Genomic DNA, 14,600 nt, shown 5'->3' on the forward strand with positions numbered 1-14,600 from the left:
CCTCTTTTTATTTCAAAATCGATTTTTTCAACGCATCAAAGTGTGATACCGTTAATACTTGATCAACTTTCGCATAGTTACCATGACATGTAAAGCCAAGTTTCTTTTTGAGTGTGGTCATATACGTCATTTCATCCTATCCTAAACAAACATAGAAAAGATATCCCTATTTGCACAGGAATATCTTCTTCATATGGATCATTTATTTTACTCTGTGTTAATGTCTAACGCCGATAGAATGTCATCAATCGATACAGTATGATCATCATGGACGGGTAGTTCAACATTTTGCAGTGGAGAATGCCTGTCTGCAAAAGCTCTATTCTCCGTCTCGATGTTGTCTGTACTCGTTTCCCTAACAAATGGTTGCTTTAATACATGACCTTGATTATCATTCAACACATGGTAGGTCGCGTAGTTAACGGTTTGACCATCTATCGCGAAATAAAGTATGATAACCACCGACCAAGTGATGACCATTAATATAGCCAATGCAATGCTTACTACCTTTATACTGAGTTTATTCATCCAATTGGCCCACATGGTTAATTCGCCATATGATGGATGTCTTTATCCAATTCCTCAATCTTCTGCATCACATTAGGGTCAACTTCTTCTAACGCCTTAATCGACATTTCCAAGGCAGCGTCATATTTATATTCACGGAATAACGTCTCGGCTTGGGTTAACGCTTGCGACAATGCCGGATATTGACGACGATATCGATTACCATACTGGATCGTCAATTCTACCAAACGCGCTTGATCCATCAGTAAATTCGTTTGTTCCATAAAGTAATTGACGGAACGCTTGGCTTCTTCAACCAATTGCTGTACTTGGTTCATATCCAATGGATGGTTTTCCAGCTGCTTTAGCACAAGATCCGATTTCTCTGTTGCTTCCTCAGCTGCATTGATAATAAAAGATGGAATTCCTGGTACGTTACTCTTATCCAGTTTTTTACTCGTCTGTACTAGCTGTTGCTTAAGATGATGGATAGCTTCTTTTGCTTCAATTTCATCTTTTCTTAAATCTTTAATTTGCATCTGAAAGTCATCTTGCGCTTGATCTAACTTCTCTAGATCCTCCGCAAACAAGGTTAGTTTCTCTTCTATTTCAATATGGTTAATCTCTTCATTTTCCAGATTCTTTTCCAGTTGCTCGCAAGCTTTTTCTGCTTTAGCAAGCCATTTTTCCAAACTCGACATTAAATTCAAGATGGTCGATTCAATATAATAGCTTTCCTGTAGCTTTTTGATTTGATTTCCAGCCTCTGTAATACGTTCTTTGATTTCGGATAGTCGCTGCTTTTCTTTCGGCAATTGGTTTTCTATACGTGTTTTTGCATTCGCTTCTTGATCCAACAGCTGAGATATTTCCTGAATACGTTCATCCATCTGATCTAATGTGTCTTTAATTCCTTCTGTTTCTCCACTATTTAATTGCTTTACCATCTGGCGTAATTGATCTTCAAAATCACTTAACTCCTCTGTAAAACCAAACGGCTTCACGCGACATCCTTCCTCTTCCATCTCCTCTATTTGACGAGATAAATCCTTGATTTGAGCAGGGAAATCTTTTTTTACTGCTTGGAATAAATCAGGAAAATTATTTATTTTTGTTTTTAACAAATCAAGGTCGGTTTTTAAATGTTCCATTAAGTCCTGAGCCTCAATATAATTTCCTTCGCTAGTTAATTCAGTCGCTCGGGACAATTTATCTGTCATATCGGCAAGCGAATCATTAAATATCGCTTCTGCACGACTGTATTGACTTCGATTATGTAAAAGCTCTCTTTTTAATTCCTTCAGCTCTGGTTCTATTTCTTCCAATTGCTTCCGGACATACTTCTCAGAGTTCAATAAATGGTCTAATTCTTCAAACATTTCCTCAATTTTGGTTTCAATTTCCTGTAGCTGACGTTCTACCTGCCCAAGATTGTCCTGTGCTGACCTAATACGGAATTTATCGGCAGCTTCTTCGGCATCTAATAGATATTCTTCCATATCTGGTAAATCTTTTGTAACAATCGTATCCCATTTATCCTTCCAGCTTTCAAATTTTTCTTGTGTTTCCCCGGAAAGATTTAATTTTTTTACTTTCGCCAATTCCTCGGTAACATTTCGATTCATAATATCTAATTTCCATGCTTCCAACCGATCGACATTGTCATAGACTTTCTTTCGAAAAATCAAGCCTACAATGAGTAACACGATCACAATAAGGATGGCACCGATCACTACTTCTACCATTCAAACTCCTCCTTCAAACCCAACCGAAAAACTAAAAAATATGTATTGATTCAACCGAAATGATTGTTACTAGCTATGATACCATGTTTCTAGCCCTTTTTGCTAAAATATTTACTATTTTTTTGATTATTTTATCGAAATCCGTTATTTTTTGACGTAAACGGAATAGTTGTCATACTATTCATTGTATTGTATGATAAGACAAATTCAAAAGAAAACGAAATAAGGAGTGGGGATTTATGTTTCAAACCGAGAGTTATCAGGGGTCAAAAGAAAAGAATTATCCGATTGTTGTGAAGCAGTTAGAGGCGCTCATTCAAGACGAACCCGATACCATCGCTAATTTGTCCAATGCCTCGGCACTACTTAATCAATTCCTAGATAATGTTAATTGGGTTGGTTTCTATATTTGGAGAGAAGATGAATTAGTATTAGGCCCGTTCCAAGGTCTTCCGGCTTGTGTACGCATTAAGAGCGGGAAAGGCGTTTGCGGCACTGCTGTATCCGAGCAGAAAACACAACTCGTAGCCGATGTTCATCAATTCCCCGGACATATTGCTTGTGATGCGGCTAGTCAATCCGAAATCGTGGTTCCTATTCAACAGAATGGAGAAATTTACGGTGTCTTAGATATAGACAGTCCAAACAAAGATCGTTTCGACGAAATAGATCAAAAATATTTGGAACAATTTGTGGCTGTATTGGAACGTTATTTATAAGCGTCCCTTTTAGATAGTGAAACCACACTGATTTTTGAGTTTCTTGTTTTTTGTTTAAAAAAGTATATAACCTGTTGTTAGAATGCTTTAGACCTTTGATTCAAGAATGACGACTATTTTTTGATGATCTGTCTTCCTTTTGGTCATCATTTTCGAAATCATCTATATATATTAGCTTAGCACCAAAGCTCGCCATATACTTCTTGTTTTTCTTGGATTTGCAGAGAAATCAGCTAAAGTGGTTGACTTTCCTGCGTCTTCATCATATAATGTACTTTGTGTAAAAAAGGTAGCCTATGTGAACCACCAGCTTCCTAGTTTGTTCCTTAACAGATTGATTAAGGTGCATCGTGTAACTCTCTGCTACTAGGGCGAGGATGCATGAAAACAAAATAGGTGCTCGGAAAAGGAACACACTGTCTTATTTTATGCAAATTCATATAATAAAGGAGAAGATGCACAATGGCTCGCTATACAGGTTCTGTATGGAAAAAGTCTCGTCGTCTTGGTATCTCATTAACAGGTACTGGTAAGGAGCTAGACAAGCGTCCTTACGCACCAGGTCAACACGGACCTAATCAACGTCGTAAACTATCAGAATATGGTTTACAATTGCAAGAAAAACAAAAGCTTCGTTTTATGTACGGAATAACGGAACGTCAATTCCGGAACTTATTTGACAAAGCTAGCAGAATCAAAGGTATCCATGGTGAGAACTTCATGATTCTTCTTGAATCACGCCTTGATAACCTTGTTTATCGTTCTGGTCTTGCTAGAACTCGTCGTCAAGCACGTCAATTGGTAAACCATGGACACATTACAGTAGACGGAGGTCGTGTGAACATTCCTTCTTACCAAGTAAAACCTGGCCAAGTGATCGGTTTGCGTGAAAAATCACAAAAACTTGACATCATTGCAGAAGCAATCGAGGCAAACACCTTCACACCAGAATATATCACTTTTGACGAAGATAAATTAGAAGGTACATTCACTCGCTTACCTGAGCGTTCAGAATTACCAGCTGAGATTAACGAAGCGCTTATTGTAGAGTTCTACTCTCGTTAATCGAGATGAACGGAATAAGAGATATAGAAAAGCCAAAAGCCTTAGAAATGATAAATCATCATTTCAAGGCTTTTTTGCATAGGAGGCAATAAATAAATGAACCACACTTTCCAACAGATTTGTTAATACAACATTTTGCACTTGTGCAGGTACTTCCTCTTCCTTTGTTCAACCATTGCTGTTTCAATAATGGTTAATTACACTTACTTCTAAGTCAGATGATCAGTCTCTTCTCCTTTTGGAATATTCTCTTTTTCAAAATCACCAATATATGCTATGAGATTTTTGAAGAGATATGATAATCTGCTCATCCTATCTTTTACCTTTCTTTAAGATATGCTATGATAAATCCATAACATGGAATTATTTAACACATACGAAAGGGGTCATTCCTTTGTTTGAGACGTTTACTTTTTTGACTGCGGCACTCCCGTTACTAATCATACTTTGTTTCATTGGACTTTTTATTTATTCTCTCATCAGATTAATCCAATTTTTAACAAAAATAAGGCAGTTAGAAGAAGAGAGGAATCAAAAGCTGGATACATTAATACGAGAAATCCGTTCACTCGATGAGAGGAGGAGACCATGACTTTTACATTCTTAGACTTTGATAGGATTTATGGAAAAGAACTAGACTTACACCTGTATAAAACGATACCAGGCAACAGTGAAAAAGATTGGATACCTGCCTATCATTTTGATATCAAATTACATGGTGAGAGTTATTCCATTGGAAAAATTGATATCGGTATCGGTCACAATCAACAACTCTATTATGGTGGTCATATTGGCTATGAAATCTATTCGAAATACCGCGGTCACCATTACGAAGGAAAAGCTGTTCAACTTATCGCACAAGTTGCCAGGGCGCACCAAATGGGAGCTGTACTCATCACTTGCAATCCTGATAATATGGCTTCACGGAAAACATGCGAATATATAGGGGCTACTTTGCTTGAAATGGTTGATCTGCCACCAGAAAACGACATGTATCAACGTGGAGAGAAACAAAAATGTATTTATAGCTATTCGCTTGAAGCCACATAAGGATTCGGAAAACTCCGAATCCTATGCTTCCCTATCTATCCTTTTCTTCTGCCCCCCACCAAAAAATATTCTTGAGCTCTTTTATATCGGTGTAATGGAAGCTTGGATCTTCCCCTGCCTTTCTTTTCTTCACATAATCCTGTAATACCGCGAAGGCGATTTTGCCGAGTAACAGAATCGCAATCAAGTTAACGACTGCCATCATCGCCATAAACATATCTGCCATATCCCAAACAACCTGAATCGATGCTAATGAACCAAACATCACCATGCCTAACACCAACACCCGGTATAGATTCAGCCAAAGACCTGGAGGTACAAGAAAACTAACATTGGTTTCTCCGTAATAATAATTGCCAATCACCGAACTAAAGGCAAATAGAAAAATGGTTATCGCAATAAAGATCGACGCCCATTCCCCAACATGTGCGCTAAGCGCAATCTGTGTCAGTTGAATACCGTCTTCAGAGGCGGTAGCAAAATTATCATATAAAATAACAATAAACGCGGTAATACTGCAAATAACCAATGTATCGAAAAACACGGCAAGAGATTGAACTAACCCTTGCTTAGCAGGATGGCTGACACCGGCAGTTGCCGCCGCATTGGGGGCACTACCCATACCTGCCTCATTGGAGAATAGGCCACGGCGTATACCATACATCATCGCAGCACCTGCCCCGCCGCCAAAGAATTCTTCTAAACCAAATGCATTACGGATAATTAGCATAAATACATGTGGCACTTCCGTAATATTGATCACAACCACGTACAATCCGACAAGAATGTATACTGCGGCCATAATGGGCACGATGACACCTGCAATAGCAGCAATACGATTAATGCCGCCGAATATAATAATACCGGCTAATACAACCAAAATAATTCCTGTCCAGACACGATCGATATCAAAGGCCTGCTCGACAGCAGCGGTAATCGTGTTAGCCTGTACGGCATTAAAGATAAAACCAAAAGAAATGGTAATTAACACAGAAAACAAAATCGCCATCCATTTTTGACCCAGTGCCTTCTCCATATAATAAGCTGGACCGCCTCGAAAACCGTCTTTGTCAGGTATTTTGTAGAGCTGAGCTAATGTACTCTCAATAAACGCCGATGCCATACCAATAATAGCAATCATCCACATCCAAAATACAGCGCCCGGCCCACCAATTGCCACAGCAAGTGCGATTCCTGCTAAATTACCTGTACCGACTCGTGAGGCTACGGTGATACTGAAGGCTTGGAAGGCATTGGTTCCTCTCTTTCCGCTTTTTTCGACGGCTTCTTCCGTGATAACACGGAACATTTCACCAAACAATCGAAATTGAACAAATCTGGAACGCAAGGTGAAATATAACCCCGCCCCAATTAATAAGTATAAAAGGACATAATCCCAGAGAATCAAATTTCCCCATTCTACGATCCACTCGATTATCTTCTCCACTGACTCCATGTTGTGAAACACTCCTTTCTTATCTGCCTTTGATATACCCTGATTCGGTTGTTTCTATGCCAAGAAAAGTAAGAAAAATCTAAAAACACACGCAATCTTTAGAGTAGAACTTATCATCAAAAAACAAAAGACCCAGCGATAACTAATCACTAGGTCATATATTTATTCACCATTTTCTAACCAATTTACCTCTTCTTTTGTTAAAGAAATCTCAGAGCCTTCTAAGCAAGACAGCAATTCTTGTTCATTCTGAGCGCCGATCAAGGCACTTGTAGGAAAGGTTTGATTAAGAACATAAGCTAATGCTATTTGGATAGCGGTTACTCCCTTTTCCTTTGCCAAGCTCTCCGCACGATGCAGACGCTGCCAGTTTGCCTCACTATAGAATACGCGAACCAAGTCTTCATTACTACGATCCTCTGGTGTGAATCTGCCGGTGAAAAATCCACGCGCTTGTGAAGACCATGATAAGATAGGAAGTTGAGATGCTGCATGCCATTTTATATCCTCCTGGTCAGTGGATACACAGCCAGCCCAAAACGGTTCATTAGCCTTTGCCAAGCTAAGATTAGGACTGCTAAATGAAAAACCGACTAAACCATTGGCCTCGGCATACTCATTCGCTGCTTGCAATCGTTCTGTAGTCCAGTTTGATCCACCTATTGCCTTAATGCGTCCTGCCTTAATATGTTCATTTAATGCATCGATAATGACATGTACAGGTACATTCGGATCGTCCCTGTGTAAGCCATACAAATCAATATAATCGGTACCAAGCCTTTCTAGGCTAGTAAATAAATCTTCCCTGATTGCTTCTGGATTAACGCGAGGACCATGCTGATCATGATGTGCCCCTTTGGTAAAAATAACGATATCTTCCCGATTTTGACGTTCTTTCAACCACATTCCTAAAGCAACTTCACTTTCTCCGCCACAATAAATATTGGCCGTATCAATCGTATTACCACCAATTTCAACATAACGATCCAATACTTGACAAACTTTTTCAAAAATACTTGGTTTAAAATAATCAGAACCTTGTATCAATGTCGTCACTGGTTTATCTAATCCCTTGATAGAAATAGTATTCATTTTGAATCATCCTTCCATAATTTCTATGCGTTGTCTTTTATCGGCTGATTCCAGACAGGCATCGACCACTCGCATATTCAAGATCGCATCATGGATCGGATACGGAAGCGGTGCACCAGTACGGATACTTTCAGCAATCACATCTGCTTGCAATGCATATTGATTCACGTGAGGCACTGTTATTTCCTTCACACCATCTTGACTATGTAGCTGGAAATGGTCCTTCTCATCTTGATGAGCAACGAAGGCAGAAGGAACCTCAATTCTTCCCTTTGTTCCCAGGATTTCTAACTGATTGCGTCCAGCCGCCCACATCCCACAGTCAAAGGTAAGCGCTACCCCATGATTGAACTCTAAAATACCCGAAGCCATCATATCCACATCATCATGTTCTTTAGAAAACAAAGCATGAACGGTTGCTGCCTGTGGTTCCTCATTGAGTAGCATTCGGGCTGCACTGATTGGATAGACACCGATATCATAAATCGATCCACCACCCCATGCTTTTCGAAAACGAACATTTTCTTTGTTCGCAGCACTATTAAATGTAAATGTTCCATGTATGCCACGAATGTCACCAATCTCACCTGATTCGATCACTTTCTGAATCATCTGATAACGCGGATGGTAGCGATACATAAAGGCCTCCACTATTATTTTCCCCGTTTGTTCACTTACGGTCGCCATTTCTTCCGCTTCTTTCGCATCTAATGCAATTGGTTTTTCGCATAATACGTGTTTGCCTGCCTGCATTGCCTTAATCGCCCAGTTCTTATGGAGATGATTAGGCAGTGGCACGTATACGACTTCGATCTCCGGATCAGCCAACAATGCCTCATAACTGCCATATGCGTTAGGAATCACCAATTCTTCCGCTGTTTGTTTTGCATTTTCCAAACTCCTGCTCGCTATGGCATAGACTTCGCCGGCCTCAGATTCTTTGATACCAGGAATCACCGCATTTTTTGCAATAGTGGCTGTACTAAGAATTCCCCATTTGATTGACATCTTTGAAACCCCTTTCTATTACTATATTGTTATTATAATGGATTCCGTATAAAATAAAAATAGAATCTTTTTGCAATGAGATAACACTATATTGTCCTAAGGAGGTGTCGTGTTGTACCGACATATTTTATTAGCAACATTGAAAAATCATGCCTATATGATCCTTCCTGAATCGGTAGGCTGGTATGACAAGGTGTGGGATCATGAAGTATATCGAAAGGCAGGATCTTGGAACAGTTTCAGTATTCATCTCGTTATCTCGGGTACAGGTTTCGTGGAAATTGATCAAAAGACGTACACCTTAACGGCTGGTGATGCCTTTCTTTATTTTCCTTTACAAGAACAAAAGTATTATAGCAGTAAAGACGATCCCTGGAGCTTGCGTTGGGTGCACTTCTATGGCAGTGCCCTACAAATGTTTTTCTCCGAGACAGGGATTGGAAGGTTTATCTTATGGAAAACAACGGCCATGGAACAACTGATAACGATCCATCAGCAATTATTGCGAGAAGCCGAAGAACACAGTATGCTTCAATTAGTTTCTTTGTCTACACTTACTTATTCGCTGGTAACCACCTTTATTAACAATGCTATACCGAGAAATGCACAAAAAAGGGATGATCGAATTCCATCCCTTCTGCCTAAGATGCAGCAAGACGCTGCCTTGCCATTTGATTTGAATTATTGGGCGAGCCAAATCGGAGTAAGTCATCATTATTTTTGTAAGTTATTCAAACAGGCTACACAGTTAACACCTGTTGCCTTTATTACCCTATGCCGCCTGCAACGAAGCAAGCAGCTGCTATTGGAAGATAGACAATTAACCGTGAAGGAAATCGCTCATGATGTCGGATATACCAATATCAGTTATTTCAATAGGGTCTTCCGAGAGAACGAGGGCATGACTCCTACAAGCTATCGAAAAATGTATTATTGAGGATCTCTCAAAAAGTGTAGTTTTTGTGCTTGTTGAGATGACAACCATTTTTCCCAGTTTTTCGCTTTTTTTGGTCGTCATTTTTAAGATGACGACCGTTTTCCCAGATTAAAAGCGAACCAGAAAGTATTTTTTCTTACCTCTTCTGACAATAGTAAAAGCATCTTCAATACGATCTGCTGCTGTCAGCTGATGGGAAGTCACTTGATTGCGCACACCATTAATATAAATGGCACCATTCTGAATATCTTCCCGAGCTTGGCGTTTCGAGGAGGATATTCCTGACTCCACTAGCAAGTCCACTAACCCAATTTCTTTATTATCGATTTGCACAGAAGGCACATCCTTAAATCCTTGTTCGATTTCAACGGCATTTAATGTAGCGAGCTCGCCACTGAATAACGCATCGGTAATCTTCTGTGCTTGCTGCAAGGCTTCTTCACTGTGTACCAGCTTCGTCATCTCCTCTGCCAATCGTTTATGCGGAACACGCTTTTCCGGTGCTTCCGCCAATTCTTTTTCCAACGAGGCTAGTTCGTCAAATTCAATAAAAGTAAAGTATTTAATAAAACGAAGCACATCACGATCATCGGTATTAATCCAGAATTGGTAGAATTCATATGGTGTCGTTTTCTCCGCATCTAACCAAATCGCTCCGCCAGCCGTCTTGCCAAATTTGGTACCATCACTCTTGGTAATAAGCGGCACCGTTAAACCAAATACTTCCGCTTCCTCTGCATCTTCTTCAAAACGTTTCCGGCGGATGAATTCCATCCCTGCAGTGATGTTACCCCATTGGTCACTCCCCCCTATTTGTAGGGAGCAATTTTCTTTTTCATATAATTTCAAAAAGTCAACAGACTGGAGCAGCATATAGCTGAATTCCGTAAAAGAAATACCATTTTCTAGGCGTGACTCCACGGAATCCTTGGCCAACATATAGTTGACACTAAAGTGTTTACCTATGTCACGAAGAAAATCAATAATCGTCATCGTTGAAAGCCATTCCGCATTATTACGAGCAACCGCGCTATTCTCTCCCTGATCAAAGTTTAAAATGCCAGCAAGCTGTTCTTTAATACTCTCACTAAAACCTTGCACTACCTCTGGGGCGTTTAATGATCTTTCCGTAGAGCGACCACTTGGATCACCAATCATCCCTGTGCCTCCACCAATCAAAGCAATCGGTCGATGACCCGCTAATTGGAACCGTTTCAGCATAAGTGCCGGTAATAAATGGCCAATATGCAGGCTGTCTGCGGTCGGGTCAAACCCACAGTATAACGTAACAACTTGGTTATCCAAATGTTTGCGCAAACCTTCGTTATCGGTGGTTTGTTGAATCAAATCTCTTCTTTCTAAATCATCTAAAATATGCATTGCCTAACACACTCCTTTTCTTTTGTAAGCATCAAAAAAACCCGTCTCCTGAAAAAGGGACGAGTTCATCTCGCGGTACCACCCTTGTTGCTATTCCTATCGAATAACCACTTAAGGAAATAACGATGTGACCACACCGTCTTCACTCTCATGAAGAAGCTCTGGCACGTACTTCATCATAGATTGTTTACTGACTCTCACCCACCGTCAGCTCTCTGCAAAAGGGAATCTATCACTACTGCAAGCCATCATTGCCATCAACTATGTTTATTTGTTATATCATTATTAGCATATCTGTAACGAAAATGCAATATTTTTTAAGGTTTTTGGAGTCTAAATTATTTCTTCTCTATGCTATAATATAGAGTGAGACTTTGTTTAGTGGGGCTACTCTTTTGCCCCTAAACAATAGCAAGACCTATCAGGAGGTTTAGAGACTGTTGTTTTCCCTATTCATGTCGGATTGTTACATATACTGCAGGAAAACTTATGGGCTCTTCACACGTTGATAAAGTGGAATATTGGGGAGGTTTGTAGATGGACATCAAAGAATTTATTCATAAATGCTGGACATCCATGAAAAGAATCTGGAGTAAACAAATTATACAGCGGTCATCAAGGATTAGCTATCATATTATTTGGAATATCTTTTTGTTTTTTATCGCTGTAGGGGTGATTGGCGGTTTCCTAGCCACAGGCATAGGTGCGGGATATTTCGCCTCATTGGTTGCTAGTACGGATATCCAAAGCGAGGATGAAATGACCCAGGCGGTCTATAACTATGAAGAAACATCGGAGCTTTATTTTTCAGACGATGTTTTTCTATCAGAAGTCAGTGCGGACATACTTCGTGATGAAGCAGAGTTAGAGAATGTCAGCGAATATGTACAGCAGGCAGTAATTGCTACCGAGGATGAATATTTCGAGAAGCACAACGGCATTGTGCCAAAAGCGATTATGCGTGCTGTATTTCAAGAAGTAACCAATGCCTCCACGAAAACAGGTGGCAGTACCTTAACACAACAAATTATCAAAAATCAATTACTAACGAACGAAGTGTCCTTTGAAAGAAAGGCGAAAGAGATGCTCTTAGCCATGCGCTTGGAACAGTTTTTTGAAAAGGACGAGATTTTGGAGGCCTATCTAAATATTGTTTCCTTTGGACGTAATGCCTCTGGTCAAAATATCGCCGGAATCGAGACGGCTGCTGAAGGTATCTTTGGTGTGAACGCCTCTGAATTGAATCTAGCGCAGTCCGCTTTTATCGCTGGTCTGCCACAAAGTCCGTCTGCCTATACCCCATTTTTAAATGGTGGAGGAGTGAAAGATGAAGAAGCACTCCAACCTGGGTTAGGACGAATGAAGTCTGTCCTAAACAGAATGAAGGAAGAAGGATATATAACAGAGGAAGAACATCAAGAGGCACTTGAATACGATATCGTCTCAGATTTCAAAGAACCAGAAGAATCAGTTATTGAGAACTATCCTTACTTAATGCAAGAACTGCAAGACCGTGCCATTGATATTTTAGTAACTGTCCTAGCTGAAGAAGATGGATATACAGAAGAGGATCTGGAAGGAAGTTCTGTATTACAGGAAGAATATCAAATTAAAGCAAGCCGAGAAATTGGCAGTAATGGATACAAAATTCATTCCACTATTGATAAGGAAATCTATGATGTATTCCAACAAGTAACTAAGGATTATACCAATTATGGCAGAGACAAACTAGCACGAAATGTAAACACCAATCAACCGATCATGGTAGAAGATCCTGATACAGAGGAAGAAGTACAATTAGGACAACAACCTGTTCAAGTCGGCAGTGTCCTAATGGAAAATAATACAGGGAAAATACTTAGCTTTGTGGGCGGGCGTGATTTTGAGATATCACAGCGAAACCATGCTACTAATGTATCTAGACAAAATGGGAGTACCATGAAACCTCTTGCCGCCTATGGACCAGGTATTGAAAAAGGAGCTGTCCAGCCTGGATCAGTTATTGCAGATGTGAAGAAAACCTACGGTAGTGGTTATTCACCAGGTAACTATTCTTCACGTTATTACGGGTTAACACCGGTACGTGAGGCATTGTATCGATCGCATAACGCTACTGCCGTTTCCGTATTTGATCAAATTAAAGGCGCTGATATTACAACAGATTTCTTATGGAAGATGGGACTCACTAACTTCACCGAAGAACAAGGTGGTTATAATTCACTGCCTTTAGGTTCGATTAACGTAACGATTGAACAAAACACGAGTGCCTATAGTACGTTTGGCAACAACGGTAAGCACGTCGAAGGATATATGATTGATAAGATTGAAACCAAAGACGGTGAAGTGGTCTATCAGCATGAAACAGAAGAAACCGAAGTCTTTAATCCAAAAACAACCTATCTCATGCTAGATATGATGCGTGATGTCCTAACACAAGGAACCGGGACAGCGGCAAGGGCGAATTTAGCGAATAAAAGTGTAGACTGGGCCGGAAAAACTGGTACTAGTAACGATTACAGGGATGCATGGTTTGTCGCCTCTAACCCTAATGTGACTTTAAGTAGCTGGATGGGGTATGATTATAATCAACGCTTAGATGATGGCTACAGTAATCGGAATAACACCTTCTGGGCAAGACTAGTCAACGCTGCTACAGAAGTAAAACCCGAAATTATGGCACCTTCTGAGCGCTTCGAACAACCCGAAGGCATTGTCAGCCGATCGTATTGTACTGTCTCTGGTTTATCACCTTCCGATGCATGTAGCAAACTAGGTTTAGTACAGTCAGATATCTATGACGCAGATCATGTACCATCAGAAAAAGATTATAGCTTGGTTAACAGCAGCGTTTCTTCCATTGGCGGAAACTCTGTATTAGCTGGTGACAACACACCAAGTGAATTTACAGACGGTGATGGTGTCAGCTTCAACCCTCAGTGGCTGAAAGATATGGGATACGATAAACTAGAAGATATTAGGCAGCTAACAGCAACCAAAAGTGGTGCCTGGCAAAAAATTCAATACCCTAATATGTCTTCATCGGATATAAGCGATGACGGTGAGGCTCCTAGTGCGCCAAGTGGCTTATCAGAAGAAAACCAGCAGTTAAGTTGGAATAAATCGGGTAGTTCGGATGTAGTTGGTTATCGCATTTATCAAACAAGCAACCCTGATAACGACGATTACAAACAAGTTGGTTCTACTGCCGATACATCCTATAAAGTTCCGGATGATGATGCTGTTTATATTGTGCGTGCCGTCGACTATTTCGGCAAAGAATCAGAACCCAGCAACCGAATAGTAAAAGGTGATTTCTCTTCTGACTCCGAGGAAGAAGAGGAAAAGAAAGAACAAGAGGAGCAGAAAAAGAAAGAAGAAGAAAAGAAAAAGCAAGAAGCTGAGAAAAAGAAACAAGAAGAACAGAAGAAGCAGGAAGAACAGAAGAAACAAGAAGAGGAAAAGAAGAAGCAAGCAGCGGAGAAAAAGAAACAGGAAGAAGAACAGAAGAAGCAAGAGCAGGAGCAGCAGGAACAGGAGCAACAAGAAGAAGCTGAGGATTCGGGAGAAGATTCCGAGGAATAACAATCATCCAACAGTACATGTAACAGGGCCTTCTTCGATGAGGAGGTCCTGTTACTTTT

General features: G+C 40.2%; 12 protein-coding genes and 1 other annotated feature. Of the genes, 5 read left to right on the forward strand and 7 right to left on the reverse strand.

Annotated features, from left to right (window positions below):
- Window positions 1-7: 7 nt before the first annotated feature.
- The 3 genes from E0E32_RS22670 to E0E32_RS15870 form a co-directional block, all read right to left on the reverse strand.
- A complete protein-coding gene (locus E0E32_RS22670; protein ID WP_262361323.1) occupies window positions 8-130 on the reverse strand; it encodes a hypothetical protein in 123 nt (40 codons plus the stop codon).
- Between the two features lie 77 nt (window positions 131-207).
- Complete coding sequence (locus tag E0E32_RS15865) at window positions 208-528, reverse strand: hypothetical protein (RefSeq protein ID WP_130860148.1); 321 nt, start codon at window positions 526-528, stop codon at window positions 208-210.
- Window positions 529-545: 17 nt separating this feature from the next.
- Entirely contained in the window at window positions 546-2,252 is a 1,707-nt protein-coding gene (locus tag E0E32_RS15870) for a septation ring formation regulator EzrA (RefSeq protein WP_066194979.1), read from the reverse strand.
- Between the two features lie 239 nt (window positions 2,253-2,491).
- Between E0E32_RS15870 and E0E32_RS15875 the strand changes: the two genes are divergently transcribed.
- The 3 genes from E0E32_RS15875 (at window position 2,492) to E0E32_RS15890 (ending at window position 5,086) form a co-directional block, all read left to right on the forward strand.
- Complete coding sequence (locus E0E32_RS15875) at window positions 2,492-2,971, forward strand: GAF domain-containing protein (protein WP_130860149.1); 480 nt, start codon at window positions 2,492-2,494, stop codon at window positions 2,969-2,971.
- A 462-nt stretch (window positions 2,972-3,433) separates the two neighbouring features.
- Window positions 3,434-4,036: a 30S ribosomal protein S4 gene (gene rpsD / locus E0E32_RS15880; RefSeq protein WP_066194985.1), complete on the forward strand. Its 603-nt coding sequence runs from the start codon at window positions 3,434-3,436 to the stop codon at window positions 4,034-4,036.
- Between the two features lie 588 nt (window positions 4,037-4,624).
- Entirely contained in the window at window positions 4,625-5,086 is a 462-nt protein-coding gene (locus E0E32_RS15890) for a GNAT family N-acetyltransferase (protein ID WP_130860150.1), read from the forward strand.
- A 31-nt stretch (window positions 5,087-5,117) separates the two neighbouring features.
- Here E0E32_RS15890 and E0E32_RS15895 read toward each other — a convergent pair whose 3' ends face one another.
- The 3 genes from E0E32_RS15895 to E0E32_RS15905 form a co-directional block, all read right to left on the reverse strand.
- Window positions 5,118-6,542, reverse strand: a complete 1,425-nt coding sequence (locus E0E32_RS15895; protein ID WP_130860151.1) for an alanine/glycine:cation symporter family protein — start codon at window positions 6,540-6,542, stop codon at window positions 5,118-5,120.
- A gap of 162 nt (window positions 6,543-6,704) precedes the next feature.
- The gene (locus E0E32_RS15900) at window positions 6,705-7,634 is read right to left on the reverse strand and encodes an aldo/keto reductase (RefSeq protein ID WP_130860152.1); all 930 of its coding nucleotides are present in this window, start codon (window positions 7,632-7,634) and stop codon (window positions 6,705-6,707) included.
- A gap of 6 nt (window positions 7,635-7,640) precedes the next feature.
- Window positions 7,641-8,642, reverse strand: a complete 1,002-nt coding sequence (locus E0E32_RS15905; RefSeq protein ID WP_066194996.1) for a Gfo/Idh/MocA family protein — start codon at window positions 8,640-8,642, stop codon at window positions 7,641-7,643.
- Window positions 8,643-8,751: 109 nt separating this feature from the next.
- On the opposite strand from E0E32_RS15905, the gene E0E32_RS15910 reads away from it, so the two are divergent.
- Window positions 8,752-9,579 carry a helix-turn-helix domain-containing protein gene (locus E0E32_RS15910; protein ID WP_392388603.1) on the forward strand — a complete coding sequence of 276 codons (828 nt, stop codon included), beginning with the start codon at window positions 8,752-8,754 and terminating at the stop codon, window positions 9,577-9,579.
- 108 nt (window positions 9,580-9,687) lie between these two features.
- Here E0E32_RS15910 and tyrS read toward each other — a convergent pair whose 3' ends face one another.
- Complete coding sequence (tyrS, locus tag E0E32_RS15915; RefSeq protein WP_066195003.1) at window positions 9,688-10,959, reverse strand: tyrosine--tRNA ligase; 1,272 nt, start codon at window positions 10,957-10,959, stop codon at window positions 9,688-9,690.
- A 52-nt stretch (window positions 10,960-11,011) separates the two neighbouring features.
- Window positions 11,012-11,220, reverse strand: a binding site (T-box leader).
- 276 nt (window positions 11,221-11,496) lie between these two features.
- Between tyrS and E0E32_RS15920 the strand changes: the two genes are divergently transcribed.
- Window positions 11,497-14,541 (forward strand): transglycosylase domain-containing protein, encoded by a 3,045-nt coding sequence (locus tag E0E32_RS15920; RefSeq protein ID WP_078060168.1) that lies wholly within the window; start codon window positions 11,497-11,499, stop codon window positions 14,539-14,541.
- Window positions 14,542-14,600: the final 59 nt, after the last annotated feature.

Origin of the sequence: Gracilibacillus phocaeensis, from assembly GCF_900626275.1 — a bacterium.
GTDB classification, from domain to species: domain Bacteria; phylum Bacillota; class Bacilli; order Bacillales; family Amphibacillaceae; genus Gracilibacillus; species Gracilibacillus timonensis.

Excerpts from the sequence above, each read along its gene's own strand:
- E0E32_RS22670 (WP_262361323.1), bottom strand. The coding sequence starts at position 130 with ATGACGTATATGACCACACTCAAAAAGAAACTTGGCTTTACATGTCAT.
- E0E32_RS15865 (WP_130860148.1), bottom strand. The coding sequence starts at position 528 with ATGAATAAACTCAGTATAAAGGTAGTAAGCATTGCATTGGCTATATTA.
- E0E32_RS15870 (WP_066194979.1), bottom strand. The coding sequence starts at position 2,252 with ATGGTAGAAGTAGTGATCGGTGCCATCCTTATTGTGATCGTGTTACTC.
- E0E32_RS15875 (WP_130860149.1), top strand. The coding sequence starts at position 2,492 with ATGTTTCAAACCGAGAGTTATCAGGGGTCAAAAGAAAAGAATTATCCG.
- rpsD (WP_066194985.1), top strand. The coding sequence starts at position 3,434 with ATGGCTCGCTATACAGGTTCTGTATGGAAAAAGTCTCGTCGTCTTGGT.
- E0E32_RS15890 (WP_130860150.1), top strand. The coding sequence starts at position 4,625 with ATGACTTTTACATTCTTAGACTTTGATAGGATTTATGGAAAAGAACTA.
- E0E32_RS15895 (WP_130860151.1), bottom strand. The coding sequence starts at position 6,542 with ATGGAGTCAGTGGAGAAGATAATCGAGTGGATCGTAGAATGGGGAAAT.
- E0E32_RS15900 (WP_130860152.1), bottom strand. The coding sequence starts at position 7,634 with ATGAATACTATTTCTATCAAGGGATTAGATAAACCAGTGACGACATTG.
- E0E32_RS15905 (WP_066194996.1), bottom strand. The coding sequence starts at position 8,642 with ATGTCAATCAAATGGGGAATTCTTAGTACAGCCACTATTGCAAAAAAT.
- tyrS (WP_066195003.1), bottom strand. The coding sequence starts at position 10,959 with ATGCATATTTTAGATGATTTAGAAAGAAGAGATTTGATTCAACAAACC.
- E0E32_RS15920 (WP_078060168.1), top strand. The coding sequence starts at position 11,497 with ATGGACATCAAAGAATTTATTCATAAATGCTGGACATCCATGAAAAGA.